Origin of the sequence: Pseudomonas sp. PWP3-1b2 (genome assembly GCF_049896045.1) — a bacterium.
GTDB classification, from domain to species: Bacteria; Pseudomonadota; Gammaproteobacteria; order Pseudomonadales; family Pseudomonadaceae; genus Aquipseudomonas; species Aquipseudomonas antarctica_B.
The window spans coordinates 74,541-90,057 of record NZ_JAFCTN010000014.1; the positions used below are offsets into that span (position 1 = coordinate 74,541).

Annotated in this window: 17 protein-coding genes; 10 read left to right on the forward strand and 7 right to left on the reverse strand. The window is 59.9% G+C overall.

What is annotated here, in order from left to right; genetic code table 11:
* Positions 1-103: 103 nt before the first annotated feature.
* The 8 genes from ACP7A2_RS11825 (at position 104) to rpoS (ending at position 7,200) form a co-directional block, all read left to right on the forward strand.
* On the forward strand, positions 104-1,216 hold the full coding sequence (locus ACP7A2_RS11825) for an S-(hydroxymethyl)glutathione dehydrogenase/class III alcohol dehydrogenase (RefSeq protein ID WP_426134345.1): 1,113 nt from the start codon (positions 104-106) through the stop codon (positions 1,214-1,216).
* 8 nt (positions 1,217-1,224) lie between these two features.
* A complete protein-coding gene (gene fghA / locus ACP7A2_RS11830; protein ID WP_426134346.1) occupies positions 1,225-2,070 on the forward strand; it encodes an S-formylglutathione hydrolase in 846 nt (281 codons plus the stop codon).
* A 54-nt stretch (positions 2,071-2,124) separates the two neighbouring features.
* Positions 2,125-2,598 carry a 2-C-methyl-D-erythritol 2,4-cyclodiphosphate synthase gene (ispF, locus tag ACP7A2_RS11835; RefSeq protein ID WP_078741112.1) on the forward strand — a complete coding sequence of 158 codons (474 nt, stop codon included), beginning with the start codon at positions 2,125-2,127 and terminating at the stop codon, positions 2,596-2,598.
* Positions 2,595-3,653 (forward strand): tRNA pseudouridine(13) synthase TruD, encoded by a 1,059-nt coding sequence (truD, locus tag ACP7A2_RS11840; protein WP_426134347.1) that lies wholly within the window; start codon positions 2,595-2,597, stop codon positions 3,651-3,653. Before ispF ends, truD begins: the two co-directional genes overlap by 4 nt.
* A complete protein-coding gene (gene surE / locus ACP7A2_RS11845) occupies positions 3,641-4,390 on the forward strand; it encodes a 5'/3'-nucleotidase SurE (protein ID WP_426134348.1) in 750 nt (249 codons plus the stop codon). The genes truD and surE overlap by 13 nt, the downstream gene beginning before the upstream one ends.
* Before the next feature lie 41 nt (positions 4,391-4,431).
* A complete protein-coding gene (locus tag ACP7A2_RS11850; protein WP_010176736.1) occupies positions 4,432-5,067 on the forward strand; it encodes a protein-L-isoaspartate(D-aspartate) O-methyltransferase in 636 nt (211 codons plus the stop codon).
* 209 nt (positions 5,068-5,276) lie between these two features.
* Positions 5,277-6,119 carry a peptidoglycan DD-metalloendopeptidase family protein gene (locus ACP7A2_RS11855; RefSeq protein ID WP_426134349.1) on the forward strand — a complete coding sequence of 281 codons (843 nt, stop codon included), beginning with the start codon at positions 5,277-5,279 and terminating at the stop codon, positions 6,117-6,119.
* A gap of 106 nt (positions 6,120-6,225) precedes the next feature.
* Positions 6,226-7,200 (forward strand): RNA polymerase sigma factor RpoS, encoded by a 975-nt coding sequence (gene rpoS / locus ACP7A2_RS11860; protein WP_426134350.1) that lies wholly within the window; start codon positions 6,226-6,228, stop codon positions 7,198-7,200.
* Positions 7,201-7,433: 233 nt separating this feature from the next.
* Here rpoS and ACP7A2_RS11865 read toward each other — a convergent pair whose 3' ends face one another.
* Complete coding sequence (locus ACP7A2_RS11865; protein WP_002554837.1) at positions 7,434-7,643, reverse strand: cold-shock protein; 210 nt, start codon at positions 7,641-7,643, stop codon at positions 7,434-7,436.
* Between the two features lie 386 nt (positions 7,644-8,029).
* Between ACP7A2_RS11865 and dcd the strand changes: the two genes are divergently transcribed.
* A complete protein-coding gene (gene dcd / locus ACP7A2_RS11870; RefSeq protein ID WP_348058522.1) occupies positions 8,030-8,596 on the forward strand; it encodes a dCTP deaminase in 567 nt (188 codons plus the stop codon).
* Between the two features lie 107 nt (positions 8,597-8,703).
* Entirely contained in the window at positions 8,704-8,904 is a 201-nt protein-coding gene (locus ACP7A2_RS11875) for a hypothetical protein (RefSeq protein WP_426134351.1), read from the forward strand.
* A gap of 30 nt (positions 8,905-8,934) precedes the next feature.
* Here ACP7A2_RS11875 and pdeM read toward each other — a convergent pair whose 3' ends face one another.
* Genes pdeM through ACP7A2_RS11905 form a run of 6 tightly spaced genes read right to left on the reverse strand, consistent with a single transcriptional unit; the run spans position 8,935 to position 15,464 of the window.
* Positions 8,935-9,585 carry a ligase-associated DNA damage response endonuclease PdeM gene (gene pdeM, locus ACP7A2_RS11880; protein WP_426134352.1) on the reverse strand — a complete coding sequence of 217 codons (651 nt, stop codon included), beginning with the start codon at positions 9,583-9,585 and terminating at the stop codon, positions 8,935-8,937.
* Positions 9,585-12,065, reverse strand: a complete 2,481-nt coding sequence (locus ACP7A2_RS11885) for a ligase-associated DNA damage response DEXH box helicase (RefSeq protein WP_426134353.1) — start codon at positions 12,063-12,065, stop codon at positions 9,585-9,587. Before ACP7A2_RS11885 ends, pdeM begins: the two co-directional genes overlap by 1 nt.
* Before the next feature lie 57 nt (positions 12,066-12,122).
* Positions 12,123-12,887, reverse strand: a complete 765-nt coding sequence (locus ACP7A2_RS11890; protein ID WP_016973168.1) for an ABC transporter ATP-binding protein — start codon at positions 12,885-12,887, stop codon at positions 12,123-12,125.
* 13 nt (positions 12,888-12,900) lie between these two features.
* Positions 12,901-14,019: a succinylglutamate desuccinylase/aspartoacylase family protein gene (locus ACP7A2_RS11895; protein WP_426134354.1), complete on the reverse strand. Its 1,119-nt coding sequence runs from the start codon at positions 14,017-14,019 to the stop codon at positions 12,901-12,903.
* A gap of 9 nt (positions 14,020-14,028) precedes the next feature.
* Positions 14,029-14,739: an ABC transporter permease gene (locus tag ACP7A2_RS11900; RefSeq protein ID WP_348058510.1), complete on the reverse strand. Its 711-nt coding sequence runs from the start codon at positions 14,737-14,739 to the stop codon at positions 14,029-14,031.
* Positions 14,736-15,464: an ABC transporter permease gene (locus ACP7A2_RS11905; RefSeq protein WP_426134355.1), complete on the reverse strand. Its 729-nt coding sequence runs from the start codon at positions 15,462-15,464 to the stop codon at positions 14,736-14,738. The genes ACP7A2_RS11900 and ACP7A2_RS11905 overlap by 4 nt, the downstream gene beginning before the upstream one ends.
* Positions 15,465-15,517: the final 53 nt, after the last annotated feature.

Below are 15,517 nucleotides of genomic sequence, written 5' to 3' on the forward strand. Positions count from 1 at the left end.
TATCCCTGTACAGCAATAAAGTTTTGCTTTCGCCCGGATTATTAATCAGCTAGCCATGTTTTACACTCACCTCCTCAGTTTTTAATTCCATGGAGAAACCCGGATGATCAAGTCCCGCGCCGCCGTAGCCTTCGAAGCCAAAAAGCCCCTTGAGATCGTTGAAGTGGACGTGGCCATGCCCAAGGCTGGCGAAGTGCTGCTGCGGGTAGTCGCGTCCGGCGTCTGCCATACCGACGCCTACACGCTTTCGGGCGCAGACCCGGAAGGCATCTTCCCGTCGATCCTCGGCCATGAAGGCGGCGCAGTGGTTGAAGCGATCGGCGAGGGCGTCACCTCGGTGGCCGTCGGCGACCATGTGATCCCGCTGTACACCCCGGAATGCGGCAAGTGCAAATTCTGCCTGTCGGGCAAGACCAACCTGTGCCAGGCCATCCGTTCTACCCAGGGCAAAGGCCTGATGCCCGATGGCACCACGCGTTTCTCCTACAAGGGCCAGCCGATTTTCCATTACATGGGTACGTCGACCTTCTCCGAGTACACCGTGTTGCCGGAAATTTCGGTGGCCAAAATTCCTAAAGACGCACCGCTGGAAAAAGTCTGCCTGCTCGGTTGCGGCGTCACCACCGGCATCGGTGCGGTGATCAACACCGCCAAGGTCAAGCCAGGCGACACCGTGGCCGTCTTCGGTTTGGGCGGCATCGGCCTGTCGGCGGTCATCGGCGCGGTCAAGGCCAAGGCTGGTCGCATCATCGCCGTCGACATCAACCCCGCCAAGTTCGAGATCGCCAAGCAACTGGGCGCCACCGACTGCATCAACCCGAAAGACTACGATCGCCCCATCCAGGACGTGATCGTCGACCTCACCGACGGCGGTGTGGACTTCTCCTTCGAGTGCATCGGCAACGTGCAACTGATGCGCGCCGCCCTTGAGTGCTGCCACAAAGGCTGGGGCGAGTCGGTGATCATCGGTGTGGCCGGTGCTGGTCAGGAAATCTCCACGCGTCCCTTCCAGTTGGTGACCGGTCGCGTCTGGCGCGGTTCGGCATTTGGCGGCGTACGCGGTCGTACCGAACTGCCAAGCTACGTAGAAATGGCCCAGACCGGCGAGATTCCGCTGGACACGTTCATCACCCACACCATGGGCCTGGAAGACATCAACAAAGCGTTTGACCTGATGCATGAAGGCAAGAGCATTCGTACCGTCATCCACTTCTGAGGTGGGCCATGAGTCTGGAAAACCTGTCGTGCCAGAAGAGCTTCGGCGGCTGGCATAAACGCTACAAACATCATTCCGATGTGCTGGGTTGCGACATGACGTTCGCCGTCTACCTGCCGCCGCAAGCGGAGTTGGGCGGTAAGCTGCCGGTGCTGTATTGGTTGTCAGGTTTGACCTGCACCGATGAAAACTTCATGCAGAAGGCTGGTGCCCATCGCATCGCCGCCGAATTGGGCTTGATCATCGTCGCGCCAGACACCAGCCCGCGTGGGCCGGGTGTGCCGGATGATCCGGACAACGCTTATGACTTCGGCCTGGGCGCTGGCTTTTATCTGAATGCCACGCAGGAGCCGTGGGCCAAGCACTATCGGATGCATGACTACGTGGTGCAGGAATTGCCGGCGTTGGTTGAAGCGCATTTCCCTGCTTCGGATAAGCGCGGGGTCAGCGGCCACTCCATGGGCGGCCATGGCGCGCTGGTGTGTGCCTTGCGCAACCCGGGGCGTTACCAATCGGTGTCGGCGTTTTCGCCGATCAACAACCCGATGGATTGCCCGTGGGGCCAGAAAGCTTTCTCTCGTTACCTGGGCGAAGAGCGTGCAAAATGGCGCGAATGGGATGCCTGTGTGCTGATAAGCGAGGCCTCGGAAAAGCTGCCGTTGCTGGTGGACCAGGGCGATCGCGACGATTTCCTTGCCGTGCAGCTCAAGCCTGAAGCCCTGCAACAAGCGGCCAAGGCGGCGGGCCATCCGCTGGAACTGCGCCTGCAGCCGGGCTATGACCACAGCTACTTCTTTATCGCCAGCTTCATCGAAGACCATTTGCGACACCATGGTCGTGCTTTGCTCGGTTAATGTGAGGCAAAAGTAGGTAGAATCACGCCCTGAATTAAATCGGGGCGTTTTTTTATGCGTATTGGCCACGGCTACGATGTGCACCGTTTCGCCGAAGGCGACTTCATTACCCTGGGCGGCGTGCGCATTTCGCACCACCATGGGTTGCTGGCGCATTCCGACGGCGACGTTGTGTTGCACGCCTTGAGCGATGCCTTGCTCGGCGCCGCCGCGTTGGGCGATATCGGCAAGCATTTTCCGGACACCGACCCCACCTTCAAGGGCGCGGACAGCCGTGTCTTGCTGCGTCACGTGGTTGGCCTGATCCACGCCAAGGGTTGGAAGGTCGGCAATGTCGACAACACCATCGTGGCCCAGGCGCCGAAAATGGCCCCGCATATCGAATCGATGCGCGCACTGATTGCCGCCGACCTGCAAATTGAATTGGATCAAGTCAACGTGAAAGCCACCACCACCGAAAAGCTCGGGTTTACCGGTCGTGAAGAGGGCATCGCGGTGCACTCCGTCGCCTTGTTGCTGCGCGCATGAATGACCTGCAATTGCTTGGCCCACGGGCCTATGGCGAGGCCTTGGGCAGCGCAGTCCTGAAAGCCACGGCGGAAGATTTTCAGGTAGACGAAGTGCTCGACATCCCGCTGAGCGGCGACGGTGAGCACCTGTGGTTGTGGGTAGAAAAGCGTGGCCTTAACACTGAAGAGGCCGCGCGGCGCATTGCCAAGGCAGCCGGCGTGCCGTTGCGCACCGTCAGTTATGCCGGGCTCAAGGATCGTCAGGCGCTGACCCGTCAGTGGTTCAGCGTGCAACTGCCCGGCAAGGCTGATCCGGACATGAGCGGGGCAGAAAACGACACCCTCAAGATCCTCAAGATCGCCCGCCACAGGCGCAAGCTGCAACGGGGTGCGCATTCGGCCAATGGTTTCACTTTGCGCCTCACCCAGTTTGCCGGTGACGCCGCCGCCATCGACGAGCGCTTGCAGTTGATCGCCAGGCACGGCATTCCCAACTATTTTGGCGCCCAGCGCTTCGGGCATAACGGCGGCAACGTCGTGGACGCTCGCGAGTGGGCGGCGCGCAAGGCGTTGCCGGAACAGCGCAATGTGCGGTCACGGCTGCTGTCCACGGCGCGCAGCTTTTTGTTTAACAAGGTATTGGCGGCACGCGTGGCCGACGGTTCCTGGCAGCGCGCCCAAGTCGGTGACCTGCTGGCATTCACCGACAGCCGCAGTTTTTTTCCCGCAGGGGAAGCTGAATGCAGCGACCCGCGCCTGGCGATTCTGGACCTGCACCCAACCGGGCCGCAGTGGGGCGAGGGTGACTCGCCGGCTGGCGGCGCGACCCACGCGCTGGAGCAAGCTGTCGCCGCCAGCGAAACGGACCTGCGTGATTGGCTGGTGAATGCCGGCATGAGCCAGGAACGTCGCATTCTGCGACTGCCCATTGGCGGGTTGACGTGGCATTATCCCTCGCCTGACATTCTGCAATTGGAATTCGTCCTGCCGGCTGGATGCTTCGCCACTGTCTTGGTGCGCGAACTTGTTGATCTGGTGCCGGTGGGGCAGACGGACAACCCATGCGTATTCTGATATCAAATGATGATGGGGTGACCGCCCCCGGCCTTGCTGCGCTCTATGCTGCGCTGGAAGATTATGCCGAGTGCGTGGTGGTCGCCCCGGACCAGGACAAGAGCGGCGCCAGCAGTTCGCTGACGCTCGACCGTCCGTTGCACCCGCAGGTTCTGGCCAACGGCTTTATCAGCGTGAACGGCACGCCTACCGATTGCGTGCACCTGGCTATTAATAGCCTGTTGGAGCAGGAGCCAGACATTGTGGTGTCGGGTATCAACCTCGGCGCCAACCTGGGCGACGATGTGCTGTATTCCGGCACCGTGGCAGCCGCTTTGGAAGGGCGTTTTCTCGGTCGTACCTCGTTCGCCTTTTCCTTCGCCTCGCGGCAACTGGACAACCTGGCGACGGCGGCGTACTTCGCGCGCAAGCTGGTGGAGGCCCATGGCTCCCTCGATTTGCCGCCGCGCACGGTGCTCAACGTTAATGTTCCCAACTTGCCCCTCGACCATATTCGCGGCATTCAACTGACGCGCCTGGGCCATCGCGCCCGCGCCGCCGCGCCGTTGAAGGTGGTTGATCCGCGTGGCAGGGAAGGTTATTGGATCGCCGCAGCGGGCGACGCCGAAGACGGCGGCCCCGGCACAGACTTTCATGCGGTGATGCAAGGCTATGTGTCGATTACCCCGTTGCAACTGGATCGCACCTTCAGTGATGCCTTCAGTAGCCTCGATGGCTGGCTTGAGGGGCTGCGTTGATGGGGCGTGAACAAGACGAAATGCTGCGCCGTGGCATCGGCATGACCTCACAGCGTACCCGCGAGCGTTTGATCCAGCGTCTGTACGAAGAAGGCCTGTCCAACGCCCAGGTGCTGGAAGTCATTCGGCGTACACCTCGGCATTTGTTTGTCGATGAAGCCCTGGCGCATCGCGCCTATGAAGACACCGCGCTGCCCATCGGCCATAACCAGACGATCTCCCAGCCTTATATGGTCGCGCGCATGAGCGAGCTGCTGTTGGCGGCGGGGCCATTGGACAAGGTGCTGGAGATCGGCACCGGTTCCGGTTACCAGACTGCCGTGCTTTCGCAGCTGGTGGAGCGGGTGTTTTCGGTGGAGCGCATCAAGGTGCTGCAGGACCGCGCCAAAGAGCGTCTGGTTGAACTCAACCTGCGCAACGTGGTGTTCCGCTGGGGCGATGGTTGGGAAGGTTGGCCGGCGCTGGCACCCTATAACGGCATTATCGTTACGGCCGTGGCGACCGACGTGCCGCAAGCGCTTCTGGATCAACTGGCGCCTGGCGGGCGGCTGGTGATTCCGGTCGGCTCCGGCGAAGTGCAACAATTGATGCTCATTATTCGCGAGGAAGAGGGCTTTTCTCGGCACGTGCTCGGCGCTGTGCGCTTCGTGCCGTTGCTCAACGGCCCACTCGCCTGATCATTTATTCGCACGCAGTGAATTCTGTTGGCGAGGATGTGTCTTACGGCGGGGTGAGTTGAGTCAACATGATCGGCTGCCGGTTTAAAACATGATGAATTTTTCGTTTCAGTCGTGTGCCGGTAAAAAACCAATGCCCAGTTATACTTGCGACATATTTCAAGCCTGATACAGGCGTTCATGTTCAGCCACCACAAAGGGAGCGGCGGGTGAGTCTCACAGGTCTTGCGCAGCGTATGAGTAGAACAAGCTTTCAGCGACTGGTGCTTGGCCTTGTCTTGAGTTCCCTGCTGGTGGGTTGCTCCAGCTCGCCCTCCAAAGGTGCTCGGGTTGTCGACCGAAACAACCCCAGTTCCGTGCCGCAGAAACCAACAGTCACGACCGGGCAATATGTGGTGCGCAAGGGCGACACGATGTTCTCGATCGCCTTCCGTTATGGCTGGGACTACAAGGCGCTCGCAGCTCGTAACAATATTCCTGTGCCCTATACGATACATCCAGGGCAGACCATTCGCTTCGATGGGCGCACCGGTTCTGCACCGGTGACAGTTGTGACAAAGTCCGGATCCTCATCGTCGTCTTCGAGCAAAACCACGATCACCACTCGGCCTGCAGGCACCGCAGCGCCTACGGTTGCGAGCAGGTCGGCAGCCGCGCCGTTGCCACCTGCAGGGCCTGCGCCGACCGGTTGGGGATGGCCTTCAAACGGGGTGTTAATTGGAAAATTCTCTTCAAACGGTAGTTTGAATAAAGGCATTGATATCGCCGGAGATTTGGGACAGCCTGTTTTAGCTGCGTCTGATGGGACAGTGGTGTACGCCGGGAGTGGTTTGCGGGGCTACGGCGAGCTGGTCATCATCAAACACAGTGATACCTACGTCAGTGCTTACGGCCATAACCGTAGGCTGTTGGTTCGGGAGGGGCAGCAGGTCAAGGTCGGACAGACAATTGCCGAAATGGGGTCAACGGGTACAGACCGGGTGAAACTGCATTTTGAGATTCGCCGCCAAGGGAAACCTGTAGATCCGCTGCAATTCCTACCCCGTCGTTGATATGTTGCACAGCCTGTTCCCTCGCGTAGAAGGAACAGGCTCCAGCGTTGCCAAGGATAGAGGCGCCGCTTGAGCTTGAGGTCGAACTCACCAAAGGACTATAACAATGGCTCTCAGTAAAGAAGCGCCGGAGTTTGACATCGACGATGAGGTTCTCCTTATGGAGGAATCCATCGATATGGAATCGATGTCGAATAATGAGGGGGCTGCTGCACCTTCAGTTCGTACCAAATCCAAGAACTCCACCGCATTAAAACAACACAAGTACATTGACTACACACGGGCGCTCGACGCGACCCAGCTGTATCTCAATGAAATCGGCTTTTCCCCCCTGCTGACCCCCGAAGAAGAAGTCCATTTTGCGCGCTTGTCGCAAAAGGGGGATCCGGCTGGGCGCAAACGCATGATTGAAAGCAACCTGCGCCTGGTGGTGAAAATCGCCCGACGCTATGTCAATCGCGGGCTGTCGCTGTTGGACCTGATCGAGGAAGGCAACCTGGGCTTGATCCGGGCGGTGGAGAAGTTTGACCCTGAGCGGGGCTTTCGTTTTTCTACCTATGCCACTTGGTGGATTCGCCAGACCATCGAACGGGCGATCATGAATCAGACCCGTACGATTCGGTTGCCGATCCATGTGGTCAAAGAGCTTAACGTCTACCTGCGGGCGGCGCGTGAGCTCACTCAAAAACTCGATCATGAACCTTCGCCTGAAGAAATCGCCAACCTGCTGGAAAAGCCGGTAGGGGAGGTCAAGCGCATGCTCGGCTTGAACGAGCGCGTGTCTTCGGTCGACGTGTCGCTGGGCCCGGATTCGGATAAAACCCTGCTGGACACTCTTACGGATGATCGTCCAACGGATCCTTGCGAACTGTTGCAGGACGATGATCTTTCCCAAAGCATTGACCAGTGGCTGTCGGAACTCACAGACAAGCAGCGTGAGGTGGTGATTCGCCGCTTCGGCCTGCGCGGCCATGAGAGCAGCACCCTGGAGGACGTAGGCCTGGAAATCGGCCTGACCCGTGAGCGGGTGCGTGAGATCCTGGAGAAGAATGGCCTGTCGAGTGAGTCGTTGTTCCAGTAACGATGCACAATAAATGTGGAAGCTAGGCTTGTGTGGTAGCTGGCTTGTCTGCGATGGCATCACCTCGGTGTAACTTGAAACCCGGGTGAAGCTATCGCAGGCAAACCAGCTCCCATATTAAGTAAGGCTTCCACATTTCTTGTGCCCGGTATTCCGTTGGCGCGAAGCCAAATCCCAGGCATAAAAAAACCCCGCTTTTAAGGGCGGGGTTTTTTCGACTAAGTCAGTACAAGTTAGATAACTTGAACTTCTTCAGCTTGCATGCCTTTCTGACCGCGGGTAGCGATGAAAGAGACCTGTTGGCCTTCTTTCAGGCTTTTGAAGCCGTCAGATTGGATAGCTTTGAAGTGAACGAACAGGTCGTCACCGGATTGTGGAGTGATGAAGCCGAAGCCTTTTTCATCGTTGAACCACTTAACGGTACCAGTTTGGCGATTAGACATGGTGTAACTCCTTGAACAAAGTTAACTGCGACTCAGGAAAAGCCCTGGCCGAGACTGAGTGCAAAGAGCAGGAAAAATTCTTGGAGATGGTTGGATCGAAATTCAACATATCGTGTAGAGATTCTCAGTGACACAAGCAACACAGTGACGTCACCTTAACCGTTTTTGCCGGATGTGCCAATGGTATTTCCGAAGGTTTCTCTAAATTCGTGATTGGCGGTGGTATTTACAGTCGCCTCGGAATGCAACCAGAGCCCCGTTCCTGCTGGCTCTGCACTATAGAGAACGGCGCATTCATCAAGAAATCCCCCGCGCCCTTTGAACCCCAACGCCGGCCCCGGTAAGATGCCAGACAGTTTTTTCCACCTCGCTATCAGGACACCGCCATGAGCATCAAATCGGACAAGTGGATTCGCCGCATGGCGCAAGAACACGGCATGATCGAACCCTTCGTAGAGCGCCAAATCCGCGGTGAAGGCGCTGAACGAGTGATTTCGTACGGTGTGTCCAGCTATGGCTACGACGTGCGCTGCGCCGATGAATTCAAGGTGTTCACCAATATCAATTCGGCGATTGTCGATCCAAAGAACTTCGACGAAAAAAGCTTCGTCGATGTCAAAAGCGACGTGTGCATCATCCCGCCGAACTCCTTCGCCCTGGCGCGTACCGTTGAGTTCTTCCGTATTCCCCGCGACGTGCTGACCATCTGCCTGGGTAAAAGCACCTACGCGCGCTGCGGCATTATCGTCAATGTGACGCCGCTTGAGCCTGAGTGGGAAGGGCACGTAACGCTGGAGTTCTCCAACACCACCACGCTGCCTGCCAAAATTTACGCCAACGAAGGCGTGGCACAGATGCTGTTCCTGCAGTCCGACGAGGCCTGTGAAGTGTCTTATAAAGACCGTGCGGGCAAGTATCAGGGCCAGCGCGGCGTCACTCTCCCACGCGCTTGATCGAAAGGTCTTACACGCCAAGGGAATTTGTCTGCGGGAAGTGACTCTATTGGGTGTACTGCCTCGGCGCGTGCAAAACGCGTCGAGCCACGCTTGAGGAGTACCTTATGAAGATCGACCCGCGAATCAGCGCTGAACTCGCCCGGCTTGAACCCAACCAAATCGGTGTTCTGGCCTGGTCCTTGATGGCCAACCCTGCCTATGCAACGGGCGGCATTCCCGGCCAACCTGACCAAGACTATCCGCAGCCCACCGAGCCCGGTGAGCCGACACTTCCAGATGAGCCGCCACCCGCACCTGTCGCTTGATTCACAGGGGGCGGCGACACGGTCAGTCCGTCAGCGGACTGGCCATACGTCTTGATCGCCGATCATATAGATCTGCCGATCCTCGTGCTGTTCCACCTGATATCCCCCGGTAAACGCGCCAAATGCCGGTAGCAGGCTGACCCGTGCGCCGATCTGGAAGCACGCCAGGCGCAAGCTCTGTCGCCCCTTGCCGCGCAGGCGGTACACTGGGTGCACATGGCCTGCCAGCACGTGATGGCTGACGTGCGGATCGGGCTCGTGTTGCAGTGCGAACGGGCCCATCAGCAGGGGCTCCGTGACCACTTCAATCTGCAAGTCATCCGGCGGGTCGCCCGCACGCTTGTCGTGATTGCCGCGAATCAGGGTCATCGCCAGATCGGGATGGCGTTCCCTCCAGCCTCTGAGCGCGTTCAGGGTGCCGCTGGCGTGAGAGCCTGGCCCATGCAGGAAATCCCCGAGAAAGATGATCTGCTCGCATTCAAATGCGCCCAGTAGGCGATCCAGCTTCAGCAGGTTCTCGGTCGTAGTGCCTTGCGGGACTGGTTGCCCCAGGCTGCGATATGCCGACGCCTTGCCGAAATGCACATCGGCAATCAGCAAGCATTTGCGTGAGGGCCAATACACCGCTTTGTCCGCCAGCAACCATAACTCCTCACCCTCAAGTGTTATTGCACAGTGCATCAGCGCTTCCCGTTATCCGCGACTTTTTCCAAATCCTTGACCATCCGCGCAATGCGCTCCGACAGTTTTTCCGAACTCATGCTTTCGCGCATCCGCTCCACCAGCAAGGGGAACGCCAGCGGCGTCGGCCGTTCGATCACATGCAGGTCCAACGCCAATGCCGCCAGATGGCCCAGTGTCTCTTCGAGCCTGCGAATATCCAACTCGTCGCGCAGGACTTCTTCCCCGGCCTGGGTCAGTAACAGGTTCTGCGGGTCATATTGCTTGAACACTTCAAAGAATAAACCGCTGGAAGCCTGCACCTGGCGCGTACTTTTCGGTGCCCCGGGGTAGCCGGCAAACACCAGCCCGGCAATGCGTGCGATCTCACGAAAGCGGCGCAGGGCCAGCTCCCCTGCGTTCAGGCTGGCGGCAACGTCTTCCAGCAAATTATCCGGACTCAGCAGTGCCTCGTTCAGCAGCAGCGGCCAATCCACCGGCGTGGCGCTCAACAACTCCAGGCCGTAGTCATTCACCGCAATCGAAAAGGTCACCGGCTGCCGTTGGCTGACCCTCCACGCCAGCAAACTCGCCAACCCCAGGTGCACCTGGCGCCCGGCGAAAGGGTAAAGAAACAGGTGCCAGCCTTCCCGCGACTTCAGGGCTTCCGCCAGCAAATTTTCGCGCGTGGGCAAGCCCGACCAGCGTAACTGAGTCTGCAGCAGCGGCTGCACGGCCCTCATCTCCGGGCCTTCAAAGCGCCCGTGCGCGGCGGCATCGAAGCGCTCGACCACCGCCTGCGCCAGCTCGTTGGAGAGCGGCATGCGCCCGCCATTCCAGCGCGGCACGGCGGCCTTTTTCGCGGTGCTGCGGCGCACATAGGCGGTCATGTTTTCCACGCGCACCAGCTCCAGCAAACGCCCGGCAAACAGGAAACCGTCGCCCGGCTTGAGCCGAGCGATAAAGCCTTCCTCCACGCTGCCCAGATTTTTGCCGCCGCCGCCCTTGCTCCAGTATTTCAAATGGATGCTGGCATCGCTGACGATGGTGCCCACGCTCATGCGATGACGGCGCGCCAGGCGGGCATCCGGTACACGCCAGATGCCATGCTCGTCCGGCTCCACGCGGCGGTAGTCCGGATACGCCGTCAGCGACAGCCCGCCATGGCGCACAAACCCCAGCGCCCAGGCCCAATCTTCATCGGTGAGGTCTTTATAGGCCCAGGCGCCGCGCACTTCCGACAGCAACGCGTCAGGCGCAAACCCACCGCCCAGGGCCATGCTCACCAAATGCTGTACGAGCACATCCAACGGCTTGTGGGGCGATTCGCGGGCCTCGATGCGCCGTTGCGCAATGGCGTCCTGAGCGGCGGCGGCTTCCACCAACTCCAGGCTGTGGGTCGGCACCAGCGTCACCCGTGACGGGCGCCCCGGCGCGTGCCCGGAGCGCCCGGCGCGCTGCATCAGGCGCGCCACGCCTTTGGCCGAGCCGATCTGCAATACGCGCTCCACCGGCAGAAAATCCACCCCGAGGTCCAGGCTGGACGTGCACACCACCGCCTTAAGCTGGCCGTCTTTCAGCGCCCGCTCCACCCAGTCTCGGGTCTCGCGCGACAGTGAGCCGTGATGCAAGGCAATCAGCCCGGCCCAATCGGGACGTGCTTCCAGCAGCGCCTGATACCAGATTTCCGACTGCGCCCGCGTGTTGGTAAACACCAGGCAACTGCTACTGGAATCCACCTCGGCGACCACCTGGGGCAACATCTTCAAGCCAATATGCCCGGCCCAGGGAAACCGCTCGGTGACCGGAGGCAGCAAGGTGTCGATCAGCAACTGCTTGGCGGTTTGCCCCTGCACATTGATCCCGTCACCTTGTGGGACCAAAACCTCCAATGCGTGGGCCTGATTACCCAGCGTCGCGGAAATCCCCCACACCATTAACTCCGGGTGCCAGCGTCGCAGCCGCGCCAGCGCCAGTTGCAACTGCACCCCGCGTTTATTGCCAATCAGTTCATGCCACTCATCCACCACCACCATGCGCAGGTGGCCAAGGCTCACCTCACTGTCGGCACGCGCGAGCATCAGCGTCAGGCTTTCGGGGGTAGTGACTAGTGCAGTGGGCTGGCGACGGGTCTGGCGCGCACGTTCGCTGCTACTCGTATCGCCGGTGCGCAGGCCGACACCCCAGGGAATCTGGAGCGTCTCCAACGGCGCTTCAAGGGCGCGTGCGGTGTCGGCGGCCAAGGCGCGCATCGGTGTGATCCACAACACCGTCAGCGGTTCGGCAGGCGGTTTGCGTTTGCCGGTAGCGGGCGGGCGCGTGAGGGCGAAACGATTGAGGGCGGCGAACCACAGCGCATAGGTTTTACCCGCGCCGGTGCTGGCATGCAGCAAGCCGGATTGACCGTCCTTGACCGCTGCCCACACCTCTTTCTGGAAGGCGAACGGCTTCCAGCCTTTGGCGGCGAACCATTTTTTCGCGAAGTCGACGGGTTTTGCCATTCGATAGCTGACGCTCTGGAGGCTCTCCTTCAGAGACCCTCCAGGCGTCGCAAAGGTTTACTTCAAATTGCCACTGAGGAACTGCTGCAAGCGCTCGCTCTTCGGATTGCCCAACACATCCTCAGGCGCGCCTTGCTCCTCCACCAGACCTTTATGCAGAAACAGCACCTGGCTCGACACCTTGCGCGCAAAGCTCATCTCGTGGGTGACCATGATCATGGTGCGGCCTTCCTCGGCCAGCCCCTGAATCACCTTCAGCACTTCGCCGACCAGTTCCGGGTCGAGGGCCGAGGTCGGTTCATCGAACAGCATCACCTCCGGCTCCATGGCCAGGGCACGGGCGATAGCCACGCGTTGCTGCTGGCCACCGGAGAGAAACGCCGGGTATTGATCGGCCACGCGCGCCGGCAAGCCGACTTTGTCGAGGTAGCGACGGGCACGGTCTTCGGCGTCTTTCTTGCTGCAGCCCAGCACCCGGCGCGGGGCCATGGTGATGTTTTCCAGCACGCTCATATGGCTCCACAGGTTGAAATGCTGGAACACCATCGCCAGCCGTGTGCGCAGGCGTTGCAGCTCGGCGTCGTCGGCCACGCGCATGCCGTGGCGGTCGCTGACCATGCGAATCGGCTGGCCGTCGAGGGTCATGGCGCCGTCGTTGGGGGTTTCCAGAAAATTGATGCAGCGCAAAAAGGTACTTTTGCCCGAGCCGCTGGCGCCGATCAGGCTGATCACGTCACCGGTCCTGGCCTTGAGCGAGACACCTTTGAGCACTTCATTGTCGCCATAGCTTTTATGCAGGCCTTCAACGGTCAATTTGTACATGGGGCGTGCATCCTCAAGGCGAAAGTAGATAGCCGCTGCGGTAGGCCTCTAAGCCGGCGACATGGCTGATGACCATCCCGGCAGTGGCCATGCGGCGCAGCGAACGGGCGTACAGCAGGCCGGCATGTTGGCAATGCACGGGCGTTACGCGGTCAGTAATCGGGTCGATGATTTCGGCGATCAGTTGCCCGGCGCTAAGGTATTCACCCGGCAGGGCGCTGAACACCAGCAGGCCGCCGACCGGTGTGGTCACAGGCTCAACCCCCGCCAGCGGCGTGGCGGGGTAGGGCAGCGCGGGCATGGGCGCGATGTCACCGGCAATGGCGCCGTAGTGGATCAGGTAATCGATGATTGCCTGGCAGTCGAGCGCCGCGAGGCCGTGGTTGACGTCGCCCTGGCCACGCAGTTCGACGGTCACCGAAAAGCTGCCCATGGGAATCGGGAAGCGCTCGGCAAAGCGTTGCTGCAATTGCCACCACACCAGCGTGAAACACTCATCAAAGGACTGCCCACCGGAATCGGTAGCCAGCAAATTAGCCTCCGAGCCGATATACCGCGCCAGCGGTTCCACCTGGGGCCAGGCCTCGGGCGTGGTGTACAGGTGCGCCACGGCTTCGAAATCACAATGCAGGTCGAGCACCATGTCGGCATCACAGGCCAGGCGTTGCAGCACCAGGCGCTGGGATTGCAGCTGGGTGTCGGCGGTGTGCGCGGCCAGCGCGGTGACCAGTGCGGTACGGATCAATTCGACGTTGTGCTGCGGATCATCCCCGAGCAAGCCTTCCACCTGATGACCCACCTCATCACTGAGGTCGACAAACAGGCGGTTGAAGTTCTGCCCGCTTTCCAGCTCGTAGCGGCCCAGCGGAATGTCCATCAGCACCTGTTCCAGCCCGACCGGGTTGGCGATTGGCACCAGCACAATCTCACTGCGCAGCCGACCGGCCGCCGCCAGTTGGGCCAGGCGCGCCTTCAAATGCCAGGCCACCAGCATGCCCGGCAGTTCATCGGCATGCAGCGACGACTGGATGTAAATCTTGCCTTCGGCCAGTTCCGGGCCGAAGTGAAAACTGTGAATCTGCCGCGCCGTGCCGGGCACGGGCGCGATCAGTTCATGCACCTGATGACGCATACGAACTCCTTAATGGCTCGGCCCGAGAAAGGCCAGCCAGCGCCGCTCCGCCAGGCGGAACAGGCCGACCAGGGCAAAGGTCACGGTCAGGTAGATCAGCGCAGCGATACCGAATGATTGAAAGGTCATGTAGGTCGCCGAGTTGGCGTCCCGCGCGACTTTGAGAATGTCCGGCACCGTCGCGGTGAAGGCCACGGTGGTCGAGTGCAGCATCAGGATCACTTCGTTGCTGTAGTAGGGCAACGAGCGGCGCAGTGCCGAAGGCATGATCACGTAGGCATACAGCTTCCAGCCGGTCAGGCCGTAGGCCTTGGCGGCTTCGACTTCACCGTGGGCCATGCTGCGGATCGCACCGGCGAAAATCTCGGTGGTGTAGGCGCAGGTGTTGAGGGCGAAGGCCAGGATGGTGCAGTTCATCGCATCGCGAAAAAACGCATCCAGCATCGGCTGGGCGCGCACCGCGGCGATGCTGTAGATGCCGGTGTAACAGATCAGTAATTGAATATAGAGCGGCGTGCCACGGAACAGGTAGGTATAGAACTGCACCGGCCAGCGTATGGAGCGCTTGCGCGAGACGCGGGCAATGGACAGTGGAATCGACACCAGAAAACCAAACACCAGCGAGGCGCTGAGCAGCCACAGAGTCATGGCCAGCCCGGTGATGTGCTGGCCATCGCTATAAAGGAAGGGCCGCCAGTATTGCTGCAGAAGTTCGATCATCGCACGGCCTCCCTGGACCCAGCGGAGTAGCGGCGTTCAAGCCAGCGCAGAACGATGTTGGAGGCGCTGGTGATCAACAGATAGATCAATGCGGCGATGACCAAAAAGTAGAACAACTGATAAGTACTTTTGCCCGCATCCTGGGCGGCTTTCACCAGGTCGGCCAGGCCGATGATCGACACCAGCGCGGTGGCCTTGAGCATCACCATCCAGTTGTTGCCGATGCCCGGCAGCGCAAAACGCATCATCTGTGGAAAGGTCACGTAGCGAAAGCGCTGCCCGCGTTTGAGGCCATAGGCGGTCGCCGCTTCCAGTTGGCCGCGCGGCACAGCGAGAATCGCCCCGCGAAACGTCTCGGTGAAATACGCACCGTAAATGAAGCCCAAGGTGATTACCCCGGCGCTGAAAGGGTCAATCTCGATGTAGTCCCATTCCATAAAGTCGGTAAAGCCGGTCAGCCAGATTTGCAGGCTGTAGAAAATCAGCAGCATCAGCACCAGGTCGGGCACGCCGCGAATCAAGGTGGTGTAGAGTTGCGCGGGGATGCGGATCAGTTTGACGCCGGACAGTTTGGCGCTGGCGCCGAGCAGGCCGAGCAGAACGCTGACAGCAAGGGAGGCGACCGACAGTTTTATGGTCATCCACGTACCTTGCAGCAACAGCGGGCCGAACCCCTTCAAGCTGAAGGCACCCAGCCCCAGGGTTTGCAAAAGATCTTCAAACATGAATTCAGGACCTAATGGCGATAAAAAAGCGCCCACCGCAAACCGGTGGGCGC

Excerpts from the sequence above, each read along its gene's own strand:
- ACP7A2_RS11825 (WP_426134345.1), top strand. The coding sequence starts at position 104 with ATGATCAAGTCCCGCGCCGCCGTAGCCTTCGAAGCCAAAAAGCCCCTT.
- fghA (WP_426134346.1), top strand. The coding sequence starts at position 1,225 with ATGAGTCTGGAAAACCTGTCGTGCCAGAAGAGCTTCGGCGGCTGGCAT.
- ispF (WP_078741112.1), top strand. The coding sequence starts at position 2,125 with ATGCGTATTGGCCACGGCTACGATGTGCACCGTTTCGCCGAAGGCGAC.
- truD (WP_426134347.1), top strand. The coding sequence starts at position 2,595 with ATGAATGACCTGCAATTGCTTGGCCCACGGGCCTATGGCGAGGCCTTG.
- surE (WP_426134348.1), top strand. The coding sequence starts at position 3,641 with ATGCGTATTCTGATATCAAATGATGATGGGGTGACCGCCCCCGGCCTT.
- ACP7A2_RS11850 (WP_010176736.1), top strand. The coding sequence starts at position 4,432 with ATGACCTCACAGCGTACCCGCGAGCGTTTGATCCAGCGTCTGTACGAA.
- rpoS (WP_426134350.1), top strand. The coding sequence starts at position 6,226 with ATGGCTCTCAGTAAAGAAGCGCCGGAGTTTGACATCGACGATGAGGTT.
- ACP7A2_RS11865 (WP_002554837.1), bottom strand. The coding sequence starts at position 7,643 with ATGTCTAATCGCCAAACTGGTACCGTTAAGTGGTTCAACGATGAAAAA.
- dcd (WP_348058522.1), top strand. The coding sequence starts at position 8,030 with ATGAGCATCAAATCGGACAAGTGGATTCGCCGCATGGCGCAAGAACAC.
- ACP7A2_RS11875 (WP_426134351.1), top strand. The coding sequence starts at position 8,704 with ATGAAGATCGACCCGCGAATCAGCGCTGAACTCGCCCGGCTTGAACCC.
- pdeM (WP_426134352.1), bottom strand. The coding sequence starts at position 9,585 with ATGCACTGTGCAATAACACTTGAGGGTGAGGAGTTATGGTTGCTGGCG.
- ACP7A2_RS11885 (WP_426134353.1), bottom strand. The coding sequence starts at position 12,065 with ATGGCAAAACCCGTCGACTTCGCGAAAAAATGGTTCGCCGCCAAAGGC.
- ACP7A2_RS11890 (WP_016973168.1), bottom strand. The coding sequence starts at position 12,887 with ATGTACAAATTGACCGTTGAAGGCCTGCATAAAAGCTATGGCGACAAT.
- ACP7A2_RS11895 (WP_426134354.1), bottom strand. The coding sequence starts at position 14,019 with ATGCGTCATCAGGTGCATGAACTGATCGCGCCCGTGCCCGGCACGGCG.
- ACP7A2_RS11900 (WP_348058510.1), bottom strand. The coding sequence starts at position 14,739 with ATGATCGAACTTCTGCAGCAATACTGGCGGCCCTTCCTTTATAGCGAT.
- ACP7A2_RS11905 (WP_426134355.1), bottom strand. The coding sequence starts at position 15,464 with ATGTTTGAAGATCTTTTGCAAACCCTGGGGCTGGGTGCCTTCAGCTTG.